The sequence below is a fragment of the Corynebacterium sp. MSK041 genome, assembly GCF_030232265.1.
Taxonomy (GTDB): domain Bacteria; phylum Actinomycetota; class Actinomycetes; order Mycobacteriales; family Mycobacteriaceae; genus Corynebacterium.
Genome location: NZ_JASPJK010000014.1, coordinates 1 through 17,350, shown reverse-complemented (window position 1 = coordinate 17,350; position 17,350 = coordinate 1). Strand labels below are relative to the sequence as shown.

The following is a 17,350-nucleotide window of genomic DNA, read 5'->3' as shown; positions in this document are numbered from 1 at the left end:
GGTGATCGGGCATGAGCCTCACCATCGCATCAGTCAACGTTAACGGGATCCGCGCGGCCACGAAGGTGCGCAATGAGAACAACTTGGGCATGTTGGAGTGGTTGAAGCACACTCCGGCGGATGTTGTGCTTATGCAGGAAGTTCGCGCCACGGAGGAGCAGACTCAGGCCGCGCTCGCACCGGCACTCGAAGCCGGATGGCACCTCTATGTCGCGCCAGCCGCCGCAAAGGGTCGCGCCGGGGTGGGCATTCTCTCGCGCACACCGCTTATCGACGTCGCCGTGGGCATCCCCCACTTCGAAGATTCCGGCCGCTTCATTTCTGGCCGTTTGGACTGTGGGACGACGGTGGCGTCGCTGTATTTGCCGTCGGGAAGCACTGGCACTGAGAAGCAGGATGAGAAGTGGCGTTTCCTCGATGTGTTTGAGCCGCTGCTGGCGCAGTGGGCGGAAACGAACAAGGACATGGTGATTGGCGGCGACTGGAATATCTGCCACCGCCGCGAGGATCTGAAAAACTGGAAGACCAACACGAAGTCCTCCGGCTTCCTGCCTGGTGAGCGCGCATTCATGGACGCTGTTTTCGGTGCCTTCCCGGATGATGAGGCGCAGGACACCGACGCGAAGGACGAGGCTGGTTTCTTCGGCGCCGTCGAGTACGAAAGTGACAACCGTCGCGCCGCCAACACTGACCCGCAGTGGTTTGACGTTGCCCGCCGCCTTCACCCCGAGGATGCGCCGTACACCTGGTGGACCTACCGTGGCCAGGCCTTCAACAACAACGCCGGCTGGCGCATCGACTACCAGGCCGCCACCGCCAACATGCTCGAGCGCGCCCAGCGCACCTGGGTGGAAAAAGCAGCGACGGTGGAGGAGCGTTGGTCCGACCACTCGCCGCTGCTGGTTGAGTACCGCTAGGATTCTCAAGCGCGACCTGGTGAAAGTACCGGGAGGCCTGCTTCTTCCGCGGCATCCGCCATCCGGTGGTCGTATGTCACCATCGTTGTGCACCCACCAAGAAGGGCAGCGGCGATGTGGATAGCGTCAAGGGAGCGAAGGTGTGTGCCTGGCAGCATTCCAGCGACTCGGAAAATGCTCCTGTCGATTTCGAAGATGGACATTGACTCAATGACATCCTCGATGATGTGCGGCCGTATCTCTGGAAGAAAACGACAAGCGCGGCGCAGCTCAGTTTCGAGGAGAGTGCTTGAGAAAAGTGCCGGTGACTCCGCCAAGATCGCTTCATCGAGGGCATCGGATTCTTTCTCCTGCGCGATAAGCTTCATCACCGCAGAAGTATCGAGGTACCACAGCTTCACGCTGTCACAACCTTTCCTCGCGGACAGTATCCAGAATCTCCTTTGTACTGATGGGGAGTTGGATTCGATTCTCGGCGCCGAGTCTTAGTGGCCGTGAGGCAGGCGTGTAGGCCAACCGTGGAGAGTGGACATTCTTAAGGCCGGTCAACCGAGCGACGGGGCGGCCGCGGTTGGTGATGATGAATTCCGCGCCTTTTTCCACTTCGCGCAAAATCTTACTGCTTTCATTGCGGAGCTCACGCTGGGGAATACGGCGCGGTTCGTGAGGGGAGGACGGTACTGGCGCGGCGGACATGCTACAAGCGTAGCAACCTGCGAGCGGGGTGGAAAAGCAGCGACGGTGGAGGAGCGTTGGTCCGACCACTCGCCGCTGCTGGTTGAGTACCGCTAGTTACTCGCTGCTATTCGGCACGCAGGACAACCTTGTAGCCGGAGCCACCCTTGGAGTCTTTGCCGTAGGCGATCCCAAGGCCTGCGCGTGTGGTGTTGCTCAGCATGTTGGTGTTGTGGCCTGCTGATTTCTTCCAGTTGTTCACAGCATTATTCGGGGTGCTGGAAGAGTAGTGAATGTTTTCAATGCCACGCTTGATGTCATCATGCTCAAATTTGCCCGACTTGGCGAGGTGTTCGCTCCATTCTTGGGCACTTTGGGTCAGTGTTTCGTCGCGGGTCCAAGGGGCCAGCCCGTTTTTCGCGCGGTGATCGTTGATCTGGTCGAAGAGCTTCTCCTTGGTCTCCTCGATGTTGTTCGGCGTGCTTGTAAATGATGTGGGGGGCTGACTTACATCGCCTTTGGTCAGTCCGCCTGCCAAGGCGAGGATGAGACTGATCAGGATGGAAAAGAATCCGAAGAACTTTTGCGTGTCCAAATCGGGCAGCTGCATGAGGTGGTGGGCCTTTCCGTATCTATCCGACCCCAGGATGAGGGAACGGTATTTGCCTTAAGTGGATATAGGATAAACATGAAAATAGATTAAGTCAGGTCAGTACGCCTATTTGGTTAGAAAATGGGGACCGAACGGGGGGGCCGGACACGAGTGGACCGTTTCTTGAACACTGTTCAAGTGGCCGTCTAGACTGCTTTCTATGGCCAAAATAAACTCATCCCAGTCGAGGAACAGCGATATCCTCACCATCGCGCACGAGAAATGTCTCAAGCGTGGTGAGGGCCTGAATCAAGAAGAAATTCTAGAGATCTTGAAGATTGAGGATGACCGCCTCCAGGAGTTGCTCGATCTCGCCCACCAGGTGCGCATCAAGCATTGCGGTGTGGATGTTTCCCTGGAGGGGATCGTTTCGCTGAAGACGGGCGGTTGCCCTGAGGATTGCAGTTTTTGCTCACAGTCCGGCCTCTTTGAATCCCCAGTGCGTGCCGTCACGCTGAATATTGGGGAGCTGGTGGAAGCCGCCAAGCAGTCAGAGAAGATGGGCGCAAGCGAGTTTTGCATCGTTGCTGCGGTCAAGGGGCCGACGGATGCGCTGCTCGACCAGGTGGCTGAAGCAATCACGGCTATCAGGGAGGAAGTGGATATTTCCATTTCGGCTTCCCTCGGCATTCTCACCCGTGAACAGGCACACCGGCTCGCCCAGATGGGGGTCATGCGCTACAACCACAATTTTGAAACTGCCAAATCCTTCTTCCCCAATGTGGTTACTACTCACACATGGCAGGAACGCAAGGACACCCTTGAACACGTGCTCGCGGAGGGGATGGAGACATGCTGCGGCGGAATCATCGGGCTGGGTGAGACCTTGCAGCAGCGTGCGGAGTTTGCTGCGCAGTTAGCCGAGGTCCAGCCACATGAGGTGCCAATGAACTTCTTGGACCCGCGGCCAGGAACCCCGTTCGCAGACCGTCCGCTTGTCCCGCAAGGTGAGGCGCTACGCGCGGTGGCAGCTTTCCGTTTGGCCATGCCATCAACGCAAATCCGTTTCGCGGGAGGTACCGAGCTCGCGCTGGGGGATGACGGAACCGAGCAAGGCCTTCTTGGTGGGGCAAACGCCATTATCGGTGGTAACTACTTGACCACCCTTGGGCGTCCCATGGAGCAGGACCGCGATGCGGTGGATCGGGTCATGGATTCACACCTGAATCTGTCCATTACTCCGGTGGGGCAGAAACAGAACTCTGGGCACGGTCCGCTCTATGACACCTTGAAGTCCCTATAGGGGAAGCTGCTGCCATGAAGAATCTGGAGATGGGAGAACTAGCCATGGCGGTCTTGTCGGGCGAGATTGCATGGCCACTAGACCCAGCGCGGCCCTATGATGCCCCGCGCATCTGTCCGGTGTGTGGGCGCCGCATGGTGGTGAAGATCAGTCCGATGGCATGGGAGGCGACTTGTTCGCGGCACGGAGCGTTGCGCTCCGAGTGGTTGGAGCGCTAACCGCCGTCCGGGTGTGAGGAGTTAGTCCTCGGCCACGATATCCAGGAGTGCTGCCCCCTTGTTCACGTTTTCACCGGGCTTGACCGCTAGATTTTTCACGGTGCCGCTCCTGTGCGCCTTGACGGGGTTTTCCATCTTCATGGCCTCCAGAATCAGCAGGGCGTCACCTGCTTCAACGTGTGCACCTTCGGTGACACTCACTTTCACCACCGTGCCCTGCATCGGTGCTGTGAGGGTGTCTGCACTGGCTGTACCCTTTGAACCTTTTGCGGAACTGGAGCCAGAGCGAGAACGACGTTTGCGGCGCCGCTGCGCCACAGCCCCGAGGAGCAGGGGTTCCGGAAGTGTGATTTCAATGGAGCGTCCGTTGACACCAACGGATACGGTACGGCGCTTACGGTCCTCGGTTTGCTCATCCGTCTCGTCGCCCTCAAACGGGGCGACGTCCGGGTCCCATTCCTCTTCAATCCAGCGGGTGTACACGGTGAAGTGGTTGTTGGGGGCGGTGAAGGCGGCGTCGTCAAGCATGCGCTGATGAAACGGGATGACCGTGGGCACACCTTCGATCTTGAATTCCGCTAACGCGCGTTTTGCGCGCGCGATGGCGTGCTCGCGGGTTTCACCGCGCACGATGAGTTTGGCCAACATGGAGTCGAACTGACCACCCAGGACCGAGCCTGCGCGGATACCGGAATCCACGCGCACGCCGGGCCCACCAGGCTCCTCGTAGCGCGTCACAGTGCCGGGAGCTGGCATGAAGTTGCTGCCGGCGTCCTCGGCGTTGATGCGAAACTCCAGGGCGTGACCGGTTGGCTCCAGATCATGCTCAAAGCGCAATGGGCGGCCAGCAGCAATGTGGAACTGTTCGATGACCAGATCAATGCCTGTTGTTTCCTCGGTCACTGGGTGCTCCACTTGGAGGCGAGTGTTGACCTCCAAGAATGAGATCAGGCCATCCGCGCCGACCAAGTATTCCACCGTGCCAACCCCGACGTACCCGGCCTTTTTGGCAATCGCCTTGGCAGATTCATGGATGCGGTCGCGCTGCTCTTGGGTCAAAAACGGTGCGGGTGCTTCCTCAATGAGTTTTTGGAAGCGGCGCTGCAAAGAACAATCGCGAGTGCCGCCCACAATCACGTTTCCGTGTGCATCCGCAATCACCTGCGCCTCCACATGGCGGGCGCGGTCAAGGTAGCGCTCCACAAAACACTCGCCGCGACCAAACGCCGCCTCAGCCTCACGTGTTGCGGATTCGTAGAGCTCACGGACCTCACCGCGGGTCCGGGCCACCTTCATACCACGGCCACCGCCACCAAAGGCGGCCTTGATAGCCACCGGCAAACCGTGTTCATCCGCAAAGGCAACCACCTCATCGGCGCCAGAAACTGGCTCCTTGGTGCCCGGGGCCAGCGGTGCGTTCACGGCTTCCGCCAGCGCACGGGCCGTGACCTTATCGCCGAGTGCCTCAATGGCCTCCGGAGGCGGGCCAATCCAGGTGAGCCCCTCCTCGATCACGCGCCGGGCAAACTCAGCATTTTCACTCAAGAAGCCGTAGCCAGGGTGGACCGCGTCCGCGCCTGAATCCTTGCAGGCTTGGAGCACCTTATCTATATCCAGGTAGCTCTGCGCAGACGTGGTTCCGCCGATAGCCACGGCCTCATCGGCCATGGACGTAAAAGGTTCACCTTTATCTGGGTCCGCATAAATGGCCACGCTGGAAAGCCCAACGTCACGTGCTGCGCGGATGATGCGGACTGCGATCTCACCGCGGTTAGCAATCAGCACTTTGTGAAAGGGAAAGTCATGCATGAATGTGCTCCTTGCTTAGTAGTACGTGACGTTGCCGAAGGTGGGGGAGGAGTCAAACGGTGACGCCGAGCCTTCCTCAACGTCACCCACGTGTGCAGCGACGTGCCATGCCTGTGCCTCGGCGATCACGGCGCTCAGGGCTGCAATCTCATCGTGGGACAACGAGGCGTCATCGGTGTGAAAAAGCGGTGTCATGATGTCTCTCCTTAAACAGTGGGGTAGCTGCCGTCTTCGTTGAGGCGTGCATCAGGGTTGAGCAGCAGGGCGATTTCATCAGCGTGTTCGTTGGCCCCTGCGAAGCGGCGGTTTTCCACCGGCTCGAACAGTGTGGCGCGTCCGAGCATCCCGGCTTCAAGTCGGCCAGCACCATCTACGAGACGTTTCGTGGCTTGGGCGCGCCACGCATCCGCGTCTTTGCCAGCGCGCACCAGCGCAGCCTCGAACACACCTGGGTGGCCCAGTACGACCAGTGCGCCGACGTGGCCAAAGCCAAGCGATGTGAGTGCCACCGCCTTCACGTTGCCTGCGCCCAGATCAAGCGGGGAACGCAACCACACCAAGTTCTTTGCCTTCGGTGCGATGAGCGGATCAACGCAGTCCAGCGACGCATTGGGTGGCAGCTGGCCGGAGGCCAACACATCAATCAAGCCACCGATCTGGAACAGGGCGGCACCTGCCTTTGCGTGTCCGGTCAACGTCTTCTGGGAGATGACGTACATCGGCGCGTTCTCATCGCGGCCGATCGCCGGCCACAGCAGTGAGTGCAGCTCCGACTCATTTGGGTCGTTCGCGTTCGTGGAGGTGTCGTGTTTGGACAGCACGGAGACGTCGTTGGGCGAAAGCCCAAGCTGCGCCAGATTGCGGGCCAAGCGTGAGGACGTACCACCACACGCCGCGGCCAGCACACCGATACCAGGTGCGGGGATGGAGGTGTGCGCGCCATCGCCGAAGCTGGAGGCATATGCCACCACAGCGTGAACCGGCAAGCCCAGCTCAGCCGCGAGTGAACCGCGTGCCAGCAGCAAGGTGCCGCCGCCTTCCGCCTCCAGGAATCCGCCGCGGCGCCGGTCGTTGGCGCGGGAGATGAAGCGATCATCAATGCCTTGGGCTGTCATCTTGGCTGTTTCTGCCGTGGCGTTCATGTCACCGAAGCCCTGGAGGGACTCCACCTGCACATCATCAATACCACCGGCGATGACAAAGTCCGCCTTGCCCAGCGCGATCTTGTCCACGGCCTCTTCCACACTCACCGCTGCCGTCGCACATGCGCCAACCGGGTGAATCATGGAACCATAGCCACCCACCAAAGACTGCATGGTGTGCGCCGCCACCACGTTCGGCAGAGCTTCTTGCAGGATGTCGCTTTGGCGCTCCTCCCCGATGAAGCGGGAGACGAAGACCTTGTGCAGCGATTCCATGCCACCGATACCGGTGCCTTGGGTGGTGGCCACCAAGGAGGGGTGCACTGCCTGCATGAGCTCGCCTGGTGTGAACCCCGCAGTGATAAAGGCATCGACAGCGGTGACAAGATTCCATGCGGCGATCCGGTCCATGCCGTCCACCATTTGGGCCGGAATGCCCCACTTGGTCGGATCAAAATCATCCGGGATCTGGCCGGCCACCGTGCGCGTGAGCGTTGCCTTCTTCGGCACAAACGCACGCGCACCAGCCAGACGTGTCACGGTCCACTCTCCATCGGCCTGACGGACCACGGTCTTGTCCGGGTCTGCAGTCTCGTGGGCGCGTGCTTCCTCCTCCGAGGTCACGGTGAACGTGATGTCGCGGTCCAGGTAGACCTGTTCCACATCCACGGAGCCTTGGTCCGTGAGGAAGTACTTATCCGTCAGCGTGCGCACACCGCAGCGCGCCACGACCTCAGCTCGGAAGCGATCGAAGATGTCTTCCTCTGCCACTTCCGTACCGTCCGCGTCGTACCAGCCCGGGTTCGGGTCTTCAGACCACGTGATTAAGCCCATCATCCAGGCCAGTTCCAGCACGCCAGCAGCAGTCAGTTCCACATCGCCGGAGCGCTCAATACCGTATTCAGCCTCCTTGCGGGTACGCCCGGAACCCCAGCTGGACACCTCGCCCACACCCACAACGACCACCATGTCATCGAGGGAGCACTGCACATCCGCTACCTGCGTTGGCGCGGGTTGCTGCGGGTTTGTCACATTCGGCAAAGCTCGTACGGTCGCACTCTCTTCGCTTATCGACGCCCCATGGGCCTCCCCATCACGCCCCGACCGTGCCAGTTCCGCGATGGACACACCAGCATCAGCGAGTCCGCCGGTGAGATCAAGATCAAGCGGGGTCTGTTTTGCCTGCTCACGGGATTCGAGGGTGGCCAGACTCATGAGCTGCGAGGAGATTTCCTCCGGGCTCCACACGTGAATACCGGCTGCTTCCGCAGTTGGGATAAGCCCGTCGTTTCCGCCCATGAGGTGCGTGCCTGCGACCCAGCCGATGCGTGCTTGCGCCAAGGTCACGCCGTCTGGCCAACCGGCCTCAGCGGACCACTTGTTCACAATCGCATCGAATGCAGCCTTGACCTCACCGTAAGCACCGTCCCCGCCGAAAGTGCCACGGTTTGGTGAGCCTGGCAGCACAACATGCGTGCGCATTGCGGGGTAGTGGTCACCGCGCTGCGCCAAGTCCGATAGACCAGCGATGGTGCGCTCCACCGACCACAGCAACAAACGTGCTTGCGTTTCGGCGTTACCGCCGACATCGGCCAAGGAGCCGGATACTGCCGGTGCGGCAAACGGGAACGCCAGCGTCGGCGTCATGGCAGGTTTGATGATCTTCACATCCTTGCCCACCGTCTCCTTTTGCTCCGCACCAATCCAGGCAATCAACGCATCAATATCGCGGTAGGAGGACAGATTTGCTGGCACCAGCCACAGGCTGGCACCCACGGAGGCATGCTCAGCATAAAGTGTGCGCGCAAACTCCTTGCGGGACTGGCTGACGTTGGACGCAGTCATGATCACCGTTGCACCACCAGCGAGCAGCTTCTCCACGAGTGCCGTAGCGATAGATCCCGGTGCCGCACCCGTCACCAGTGCAATATCGCGCGCGTACGGTTCGTCTGCTTGCGATTGGGCAGCGGCTGCGATGTCACGCAGCAGATCTGCGCGTTGTGCGCCGGTGTTTTCCGCATACCACTGCGCTTGCTGCGCAATCGTGTCACCTGTGCCTGCAAAACGTGCCGGTTCAAGGTCAGACTGGCCCAGGGCGACGCGCACGAGATCTTCCCGAGCTTGTGCCCAACGGTCATCAAACAACACGGCCTTGCGCTCGTCGAAGACCGGGGTGACCTGCTTGACCCAGCCGGAACCAAGTTCCGCCTCGATGGTTTCCACGATGGTGGTGTCAGGAGCGAGGACTTCAGCCGTCTCTTCTTCCACACCCAGCTTGTTCAACAGTGTGCGGGCTGTAGCCACGAGAGTGTCGGTGACCTCCTCCTTGTAAGCATCCAGCGCAGCGGAATCCACCACGCCACCTCCCGAAGTGTTCGCCTGGGATGCTTGGGACACTGCAACACCGTGGCGCGCAGCAACATTCTGCACGGCTTGGTCAATCATCGCGCTGACCTCTGCCTTGGTTGTTGCCGTTGGCAGGGTGGCAAGGGAACCACCGCGGACAGAATCCTCCGCACGGCTGCCTAACAAGATCTCAGCCTCCACGTGCGGTGTCCACGAGGCCGGGAGCCCCCACGCGGAGCCCAGGTGATCCCCAACAAAAGCCGGTTTCAGTCCTACACCGCCAAGCAACTGGCGCAGGCGTGTGCCCACGGCTTCAGACAGCACCGTGCCAAAGGGGCTATATCCCGGTGCTGCGGTATTCACACGCTGGTACAGGGTTGCCACATCAGCTTCGGCCGCACCATCAATAGCCGGTACACCAAGCTCCGCGGACATATCCATCAGCAGCTGGTTACGGCGCGACGACACACCACCGGTCAACTCTTCGATCGTGTCAGAATCATTGATCTGCTCCGGGCGGATCTTGTTCTGCAGGGCGAAGAGCACCTCGATGGCGTCTGCAGCGTGGAACGCCAGCTCCTCGGCAGGTCCCGCAGGGGCCGCCGTTGCCGCCGTTGCCGCCGTTGCCACTGGTGCCGCTGGTGCGGCTTCTGGTGCAGAAGGAGCTGGTGCGGGCGCCGCGGCAGGTTCGGTGTTGGTTTCCGGTGCTGCGTCTTCAGCGGGTGCAACCTCTTCCGGTTCGGGTGCGGCCACCACATTTTCCAGCATGACCACGTCTTGGTTGGATTCCACGTTGAACACGGGGACATGGATGCCCACAACGTCCATTTCACGCTTAGCCAGGTTGGTCAGGGTCGGGGAGGACGCAAGACCGACCTCAATGATTTGCTCCACCCGTGGCAGGAGGAAGTCCTGGGTTTCAATCCAGCGCACCGGGGAAGCGAACTGCCACGCCAGAAGCTCAATCAACAGCGTGCGCGCCAAGGTGTTGCGGTCAGTGTTTTCCGGAGTCATGCCACGCAGACGCTCGGACGGAACCTCTTCCACCACGGAGTCAATGAACTCTTGAGTCAGTTCGAAGGGGCGGGCAACCAGGTTGGGGATGTAGCGGTGGACCAACGTGTCAACGTCGATAAGCTCGGGCAACAGCTCATCCAACTTCTCTGCGAAGTCGGCGACACCGCCGCGCAACACGCGGGAGTGGAATGGGACATCCACACCCGGCACCGTCACGTACGCGCGTGGATTGATGGCATTTGCCTTCTCATCCAGCGCAGCAAGACCACGCTTCGTACCGGCGATGGAGTATTGCTGTCCCTTGATGTTGTAGTTCACAATCTCCAGGAACTCACCAGTGTCTTCGGCCACCTGTGCGACGTAGGCTTCAACTTCTTCCGGGCCAACACCAATCATGTTCGGGCGCAACGCGCCCATGCCGTAATCCGAGTTGCCCTCCGCATCGCGCGGCACCAAGGAACCCATGGCAGAACCGCGCGAGTACACAATGTCAATCACGGCTTCGAGCTCAAAGATGTTGCCCAAGGATGCGAGCGCGGTGTATTCGCCAAGCGAGTGGCCCGCATAGTAGGCATCTGAGGCAAGAGCGTTGCCTTCACGCAAACGCTCCGTCTGCGCGTACGCCACAACAGCGAGTGCAACCTGAGTGAACTGCGTCAAATGCAGCACACCTTCGGGGTGCTTGAATTCGTGCCCGCGCACGTCAAGGCGCGCCGGGTTCTCATCCACAATGCGCTGGATAGAGAAACCGTGCTTGGTGCGCGTGTGGCGGTCTGCCCGGCGCCACACATCACGGGCGGCGGGGGAGGCATCCCGGTCGCCCTTACCCATTCCTTCAGTTTGAATACCTTGGCCAGGGTAGACGTATGCCGTCTTCGGCTGCGCCAATAGTGCCTGGCCACGTGAAACAACATCACCATGAATACGGCACGTCACCTCGAGTGCTTGGTGGATGCCCTTGCGGCCCACGCGCTCAGCGGTGATTTCTACCTCATCGTTCAGCTGCACCATTCCAAACATGGAGTAGGACCAGCCGACCACCTTGCCGTGGCGGCCGGCGAGGTGTTGGGCGGTGGCGGACAGCCACATGCCGTGCACGAGTGGCGCCTGCAGGTTCACCAACGCGGAGGCGTTGTAGGAGGTGTGGATCGGGTTATAGTCACCAGACACCAGCGCAAACGGTGTCATGTCTGCTGGGGCGTGCACCACTGCACGGTCCACGAAGGAACGCGGTGTTGCTTCCACCAACTGCGAGGACTTTCCGCCACCATATTCGGGTGCTGCGACCGGTGTAGCCGTGCCCGTAGCCCTGCCACGAATAGCAAAGCGTTGCATCTGGGTGGCCACCGTTTCACCGTTAGACGTGAGCTCAAGCTCAACGGTGACAATGCGACCGGAAGCGGACTCTGCAATGGACGTGCATTTGGACTCCACCTCGATGGTGCGCCCATCAGCGAGTTCATCCAACGGTACGCGCAGGTCAATGACATGATCCAAGTGGACTGCGTTGAGCAGCCCCTCGATCACCGGGTAACCATCCGCGAGTTGGCCAGAACCTAGCGCGGTGTAAATCGCTGGCCAGCATGGACCGACAAGGACATCGGGGGTGCCAAGGACTTGTCCGGTGTTTCCACCTTCTCCTGCGCTGCCGCTTGCCGGCAACGCAGCGCCGGTGACCGCAGAGTGCGCTGCAAGCAGCGATGGCGGCAGGGTGAAGAAGGAACGAGCCACGCCAAAGGGGGCGTCCTCGGTTGGTGCCTCAAGCTCTGGCATGGCAATGATTGCGTCGCCCGCCTCTGATACGGAGCCCACGCCGGCGAGGCCCTCAAGCAGATCAAATACGCTCTTCGGAAGACGTTCGCGCGATACAACGGGGGAAGCACCGGTTCCCGCACCCGCCGGAATATCCACCGGGATGGTCACCTCACGCACGTAGAATGGGCGCTGATCTTCCGGCAGGTGGTCCCACGCAGAGTCAGCGTGAATCCGAATCGTCCACTCGCGCTCACCCTCAGCGTTCACCTCGGATGTGAGCGTGAAAGCATCCTCATCCAGCGCATACGCCGGGTTGGCCATCAGATGGCCATGCCACACCAAAGTTGGGCAGGAGCGCAGGTACGCTGCCTCATCTTCAGCGTCATGGAGGCGGGAGAAGCGGGGGAGAGGGGTGACGCCGCCGTCGATAAGCATCTGCGTTGTGGCATCCTCAAACCTGCCCAGAAGCTCCGCGACCGGCTCATTCTTCTTGGTGATGCCCGCCACAGCCACCGGGCCCGGAATGATGCGCACTTGGTCCGCGGTGTAGCGCTCATCCTGCGCTTGCCACAAGGTGTCCTTGCCAAACCACAGCTTCAAATCCCCATCCAAAGCCGGCACCCACGGCATCGGCTTCGGGTAGGCATAATGCAAGCCAATCCACCACGCCGCGTCACGCGGAGAGACCTTCACCGTGCGGGCCTGCGGGTAATGTGCGAGCAGCTTATCCGCGTCCCCCTGCGGATCCGCCACCGCCCCTTCCGGGAACAATGTGGGGATGTCCCCGTGGTCAGCCTCATTGAGGCGTGCTTCAATGCGTTGGAGCAGCGAGATGAAACGCTTATCCCAGCTGCTATCCACAAACGGTGCAGCCAGTTCAACGAAGCGCTCCACCCACTGCGCATACGTCATATCTTCAACGTCACCGAAGTAGGGCTTCGACGTCTTTGACAGAGCCTCGATGATCTCATCGCGGTGCGCCTCATATTCCTCAATATCCAGCGAGGTGATCAGGCGTGACGCCTTGGCAAACGAGTTGTCCAGGTCATGCAGATCAGCCAGCAGGTGTGACTGGGAAGACGCCACACCGCTAACACCCTGACCGCGGCCAACCCAACCCCCGTTGTGCTCCGGCGGCAAACCTGGAGTATCCACCAGCAACTGCTTGACGGAATCAGTAGCTTTGGCTTCCTTCGTGGCCATCGCCACCGTGCCAACAAAGACACCATCGACCGGCATCGGTGCAAGACCGAACCTCTCCGACCAGGTACCGGTGATCAACTCTGCGGCGCGGGCAGGGGAGTAGACGCCGCCACCGACGGTGAGCACCGCGTTGTCATGCGCACGGATCTCCGCATAGGTGTCAAGCAGCATGTCCTCCAGATCAACCCACGAGTGATGCCCACCCGCATGGCCATCTTCGACCATGAGGATCACCGAATCATCTGGATTGGCTTCTGCGATCTTGAGGGCGTCGCGCACCTGCTGCGTCGTACCCGGCTTAAACGCGATATAGGGGAAACCATCCCGGTGCAGCTGTGCAAGCAGCTCCGTTGCCTCCTCCACCTCGGGGATGCCTGCGGAAATGCAGACACCGTTGAATGGGGCACCCGCAGCGCGCGCCTTGGGCACCATGCGGGTTTGTCCAAACTGCAAGTTCCACAAGAAGCGGTCGAAGAACATGGTGTTGAACTGCGCTGTGCGCCCCGGCTGGAGGAAGCTGACAAGGTTGTCTTTGTGCTTGCCAAACTCCTCCTCGGAGTACATGCCGCCGCCGGCAAGCTCCGCCCAGTAACCAGCGTTGGCGGCAGCCGCCACAATCTCACCATCTGCCGAGGTTGGCGTCATACCGCCCAGAATGATGGGCGAGAGTCCGGTTAGTGCAGAGAATCGTGTCTGCGTGTAGATCTTGCCATCAGGCAGCGTGATCACCCGTGGGGCGTAGCGTGAGTAATCCGCCGCAGCTGGCAGCTTTTCACCCGGACGCGCCAAGGCATCACGCTTTGTGGGGGTGGACGCATCAATGACAGGTACGCCGGCACCACTGACGAGTGCGGAAACGAGTGTTGTGGTGCCCTTATCAAGCGAGAGCACGTGGCTTGCGCCCTCGCGTAGCAGGTCCCGGACAGTGGTGGTGAAATCAAAGGTATCTACGAGGATGGTCTGCGCGAGTTCACGTGGAGTCGTGCCCGCGAACGTGATGCCACACGCTTCCGCCCACTGCGCAGCCTGCTCAACCGCCGCCATATTGCTTGTAACATGGAACGGATAGGCCACATCGAGGTAATCGAACGTCGGCTGAATCTCGGAGCCGCCGAACTCAACCTCGAGGCGGGCATTGTGATCACTCGCCTGAGACTCAATTGCACTCTGTGCCTGCGCCAATGCCTCTGGCGTGCCGGAGAGCACCACGTGACGGCGCTCATTGATCACGCTCAATACTGCGCCTGAATCCTCCGGCACAAACTCATTGATCTGATCAACCGTGAGACCACGCACCGACAGCATACGGCTGCGCGCATCCGTCGCACCGTAATCATTCGTGGCAGCGGCACCCAAAATGAAAGCAAAAGCAAGAGCTTTCACCGCAGCCTCATCATCGCCTGCAGGGTCCATTGCCACTGCGCCCAGCACACCTTGGGAGTGCCCGCTGAAGTGAACGTTGTTCAGATCCAAGCCGAGCTCCGCTAGTTGCTCAGTCGCAGCGATCTGCGCGAGCAGAATAGCCGGCACGCTGACAGCCGGGAAGGCATCAATCGGCGCCACGTGCGGCTCATTGTTCAGCGCATCCCGGATTCGTTGCGCGACTCCTGGCACCACGGATGCCAAGGGGCGGGCAACAGGGCCCGTGATTGATGCGGCACTGTCAAGCAGTTTTTCCATCCGCTCACGAGCATCAGGAGAGGTAACCCCCACATCAAATAAAGCCTGCTGCCATGCGCTGCCTTGACCGGGGAAGATCAGTGCAGGAGTGGTGAGAACCTGAATCGGGGCAATAATCATGGTGTTTTCCTTCAAAGGTCTAGAAATAGTGGCTGGAAACAATATCTGGAAACAAAAATTGGGTATTAGAGCGGGATATTGCCGTGCTTACGCATCGGTCGGGCGACAACCTTGTCCTTGAACAGGCGCAGGTTCGCTGCAATGGCGGTGCGAGTTTCGCGGGGCAAAATCACGGAATCCACCAGGCCACGTTCCGCAGCTTTATATGGGTTGAGTACCGTGTCCTCGTACTCGCGCTCGAAACCTGCGACAAGCTGTGCCAGATCTTCCTCGCTCATCCCAGATTCTTTGGCTGCGGCGATGTCCTTGCGGTTGATAAAACCCACAGCACCCGCAGCGCCCATCACTGCGATCTGTGCGGTCGGCCATGCCAGGTTCACATCTGCGCCCAAACCCTTCGAACCCATCACGCAATACGCGCCCCCGTATGCCTTGCGCATGGTCACAGTGATCTTGGGTACGCTCGCCTCGCCGTATGCGTACAAGAGTTTCGCGCCGCGGCGCAGAATGCCGTCATGCTCTTGGGCAGAACCGGGCAAGAACCCCGGAACATCCACCAGCATGACAATGGGGATATTGAAGCTGTCGCATGTTCTGATGAAACGGGCAGCCTTCTCAGCGGAGTCAATGTCCAAACAGCCCGCCAACACCATGGGCTGGTTGGCTACAAAGCCCACCGCTTGGCCTTCAATACGGCCAAAAGCAGTGACCACGTTTTCGGCGCGCTGCTCCATAATCTCCAAGAACTCGCCGTCATCCGCGACGCACGCGATGACCTCACGCACGTCATACGGTGAGTTCGCGGAATTAGGGATGAGCGAATCGAGCTCGGCGCATGCCTCCTCATCTGCATCTGGCTGGTTGCCAGGCGTCAGGCCGAACGGCTTCGGGGCAGCTGCCCGCTGGCGGTTGTTGGACGGGAGGTATTCCAAGAGCTCGGCTACCCAGTCCAGGGCGTCCTTGTCATTGTCCGCAACGTAGTGGCAGTTGCCTGCCTGCTGCATATGGATCCAGGCGCCACCGAGTTCTTCCTGAGTGATCTCCTCACCTGTAACGGTCTTGATCACATCCGGACCGGTGACAAACATCCTCGAGGATTCATCCACCATGACCACGAAATCGGTCAAAGCAGGGGAGTAGGCGTTACCGCCAGCACATGCGCCCATGATGACGGAGATCTGTGGCACCACACCGGATGCCTCAATGTTGTGGCGGAACGTCTGCGCGATCCAATCCAAAGAGACAACACCATCTTGGATGCGCGCGCCTGCACCCTCATACAAACCGACGAGCGGACGGCCAGTTGTGACGGCGAGTTGCTGAATCTTGATCATTTTCTCGCCGTACACCTCACCTAGTGCGCCGCCGAACACCGTGCCGTCCTGGGAGAAGATGCATACTTCGCGGCCGTCTATCGTGCCCGATCCAGTGACGATGCCGTCGGTGACCGGGCGCTTGGACTGCATCCCAAAATCATGGGTGCGGTGGCGTGCGAATTGATCAGTTTCAACAAATGAGTCCTCATCGAGGAGGTAATCAAGGCGCTCGCGTGCAGTAAGTCGACCCGCAGCGCTCACCTTGTTGAGCGGTTCAGCGCCTACCGGTTCCGCAGCTTCGGTGCGACGCCGTAATAAGTCTTCATTCTTTTGCGACGTAGTTAGGGGTGGGGAAGAAAAAGGCAAAGTAGTTTTACCTGCAAAACTATCAGACATATAGGCATCGTAAGCATGTGTGGCTGAAAGTCCAGAGCCCGCTCCCTAGATTCATCCAGATTCACAGGGAGAAGGCAGCGAAGGTTTAGGTTTAGAAGCATGTACACAGGAATGTTCGTAGGGGCAGACATAGTCCACATCCCGTCCTTTGCTTCACAGCTTGATCAGGAAGGGTCCACCTTTGCTCGTGTATTCACGGATCGTGAATGGCGCGCATGCGCAGCAAAAACAGACCGCGCAGCATCGCTTGCGGCGCGATGGGCTGCGAAAGAGGCCTATATCAAAGCGTGGTCACAAAAATTTTTCGGCGCACCACCAGCCATCGACCCGGCGGAACTGAACTTCGCAGAGATAGAAGTGGTGCAGGATGCTTTTGGGCGCCCCGCCATCGAGCTGCACGGAGACGTAGCTGCATTGGGCATCTCAGTTGCCAGTGTGTCATTGAGCCACGACGGGGATTATGCCATGGCGACGGTCTTGGTTCACGTGTAATGGTGATGGCAGGCAATCAGCGTGCACCATTGTGTGGGTAAAGGACCCGTTTGCCTAATGCGAGTGTTGCCCTTTTCGCGTGATTGCGGCGGGCGATAGTGTTTAAAAGCTTACCAGTTTCTTAGCATCCGCTAAGGTTTGGATTTGCCACATCCATGGGGTGGGTTGTGTACAGGGTTTGGTGCTGAGCGACTGGTGTTGCACAGGCTAAATACTCATAGATTTTGAAGAATAAGGGTTTTGGTATGTCTGTGCCGTTTTTGCCGCCGTTTGATACGTTTCGTCCGGATAATGAAGCGTCCTGGGTTTGGTTCCGCTTCTTTTATGGCCCTGTGTTAATGGGCTCGGTGAGATAATACTCGGTTTCTA

The 17,350-nt window shown here is 59.6% G+C and carries 11 protein-coding genes; 4 read left to right on the top strand and 7 right to left on the bottom strand.

Annotation, left to right across the window (positions count from 1 at the left end):
• The first annotated feature begins 11 nt into the window (after positions 1–11).
• Complete coding sequence (locus tag QP968_RS09810) at positions 12–917, top strand: exodeoxyribonuclease III (RefSeq protein ID WP_284856226.1); 906 nt, start codon at positions 12–14, stop codon at positions 915–917.
• Positions 918–922: 5 nt separating this feature from the next.
• Here QP968_RS09810 and QP968_RS09805 read toward each other — a convergent pair whose 3' ends face one another.
• From QP968_RS09805 to QP968_RS09795, 3 genes are all read right to left on the bottom strand, one after another.
• Positions 923–1,318 (bottom strand): type II toxin-antitoxin system VapC family toxin, encoded by a 396-nt coding sequence (locus QP968_RS09805; protein ID WP_284856224.1) that lies wholly within the window; start codon positions 1,316–1,318, stop codon positions 923–925.
• Positions 1,319–1,322: 4 nt separating this feature from the next.
• The gene (locus tag QP968_RS09800) at positions 1,323–1,613 is read right to left on the bottom strand and encodes a type II toxin-antitoxin system Phd/YefM family antitoxin (protein ID WP_284856223.1); all 291 of its coding nucleotides are present in this window, start codon (positions 1,611–1,613) and stop codon (positions 1,323–1,325) included.
• A gap of 106 nt (positions 1,614–1,719) precedes the next feature.
• Positions 1,720–2,202: a CAP domain-containing protein gene (locus QP968_RS09795; protein ID WP_284856222.1), complete on the bottom strand. Its 483-nt coding sequence runs from the start codon at positions 2,200–2,202 to the stop codon at positions 1,720–1,722.
• A 202-nt stretch (positions 2,203–2,404) separates the two neighbouring features.
• Here QP968_RS09795 and bioB point away from each other — a divergent pair, with 202 nt between their 5' ends.
• Together bioB and bsaP are read left to right on the top strand one after the other, a co-directional pair.
• Positions 2,405–3,487 carry a biotin synthase BioB gene (gene bioB / locus QP968_RS09790; RefSeq protein WP_284856221.1) on the top strand — a complete coding sequence of 361 codons (1,083 nt, stop codon included), beginning with the start codon at positions 2,405–2,407 and terminating at the stop codon, positions 3,485–3,487.
• 14 nt (positions 3,488–3,501) lie between these two features.
• Positions 3,502–3,705: a biotin synthase auxiliary protein BsaP gene (bsaP, locus tag QP968_RS09785; RefSeq protein ID WP_284856220.1), complete on the top strand. Its 204-nt coding sequence runs from the start codon at positions 3,502–3,504 to the stop codon at positions 3,703–3,705.
• A gap of 21 nt (positions 3,706–3,726) precedes the next feature.
• On the opposite strand, the gene QP968_RS09780 is transcribed toward bsaP, so the two are convergent.
• The 4 genes from QP968_RS09780 to QP968_RS09765 form a co-directional block, all read right to left on the bottom strand.
• Positions 3,727–5,514, bottom strand: a complete 1,788-nt coding sequence (locus tag QP968_RS09780) for an acetyl/propionyl/methylcrotonyl-CoA carboxylase subunit alpha (protein ID WP_284856219.1) — start codon at positions 5,512–5,514, stop codon at positions 3,727–3,729.
• A gap of 15 nt (positions 5,515–5,529) precedes the next feature.
• Positions 5,530–5,709: a hypothetical protein gene (locus tag QP968_RS09775; protein WP_284856218.1), complete on the bottom strand. Its 180-nt coding sequence runs from the start codon at positions 5,707–5,709 to the stop codon at positions 5,530–5,532.
• A gap of 11 nt (positions 5,710–5,720) precedes the next feature.
• On the bottom strand, positions 5,721–14,777 hold the full coding sequence (locus QP968_RS09770) for a type I polyketide synthase (RefSeq protein WP_284856217.1): 9,057 nt from the start codon (positions 14,775–14,777) through the stop codon (positions 5,721–5,723).
• Positions 14,778–14,842: 65 nt separating this feature from the next.
• Positions 14,843–16,489 carry an acyl-CoA carboxylase subunit beta gene (locus QP968_RS09765; RefSeq protein ID WP_284856216.1) on the bottom strand — a complete coding sequence of 549 codons (1,647 nt, stop codon included), beginning with the start codon at positions 16,487–16,489 and terminating at the stop codon, positions 14,843–14,845.
• A 111-nt stretch (positions 16,490–16,600) separates the two neighbouring features.
• Here QP968_RS09765 and acpS point away from each other — a divergent pair, with 111 nt between their 5' ends.
• Positions 16,601–16,981, top strand: coding sequence for a holo-ACP synthase AcpS (acpS, locus tag QP968_RS09760; RefSeq protein WP_284856246.1), 381 nt, complete (start codon positions 16,601–16,603; stop codon positions 16,979–16,981).
• The last annotated feature ends 369 nt before the right edge of the window (positions 16,982–17,350 follow it).

Excerpts from the sequence above, each read along its gene's own strand:
- QP968_RS09810 (WP_284856226.1), top strand. The coding sequence starts at position 12 with ATGAGCCTCACCATCGCATCAGTCAACGTTAACGGGATCCGCGCGGCC.
- QP968_RS09800 (WP_284856223.1), bottom strand. The coding sequence starts at position 1,613 with ATGTCCGCCGCGCCAGTACCGTCCTCCCCTCACGAACCGCGCCGTATT.
- QP968_RS09795 (WP_284856222.1), bottom strand. The coding sequence starts at position 2,202 with ATGCAGCTGCCCGATTTGGACACGCAAAAGTTCTTCGGATTCTTTTCC.
- bioB (WP_284856221.1), top strand. The coding sequence starts at position 2,405 with ATGGCCAAAATAAACTCATCCCAGTCGAGGAACAGCGATATCCTCACC.
- bsaP (WP_284856220.1), top strand. The coding sequence starts at position 3,502 with ATGAAGAATCTGGAGATGGGAGAACTAGCCATGGCGGTCTTGTCGGGC.
- QP968_RS09780 (WP_284856219.1), bottom strand. The coding sequence starts at position 5,514 with ATGCATGACTTTCCCTTTCACAAAGTGCTGATTGCTAACCGCGGTGAG.
- QP968_RS09775 (WP_284856218.1), bottom strand. The coding sequence starts at position 5,709 with ATGACACCGCTTTTTCACACCGATGACGCCTCGTTGTCCCACGATGAG.
- QP968_RS09770 (WP_284856217.1), bottom strand. The coding sequence starts at position 14,777 with ATGATTATTGCCCCGATTCAGGTTCTCACCACTCCTGCACTGATCTTC.
- QP968_RS09765 (WP_284856216.1), bottom strand. The coding sequence starts at position 16,489 with ATGTCTGATAGTTTTGCAGGTAAAACTACTTTGCCTTTTTCTTCCCCA.
- acpS (WP_284856246.1), top strand. The coding sequence starts at position 16,601 with ATGTTCGTAGGGGCAGACATAGTCCACATCCCGTCCTTTGCTTCACAG.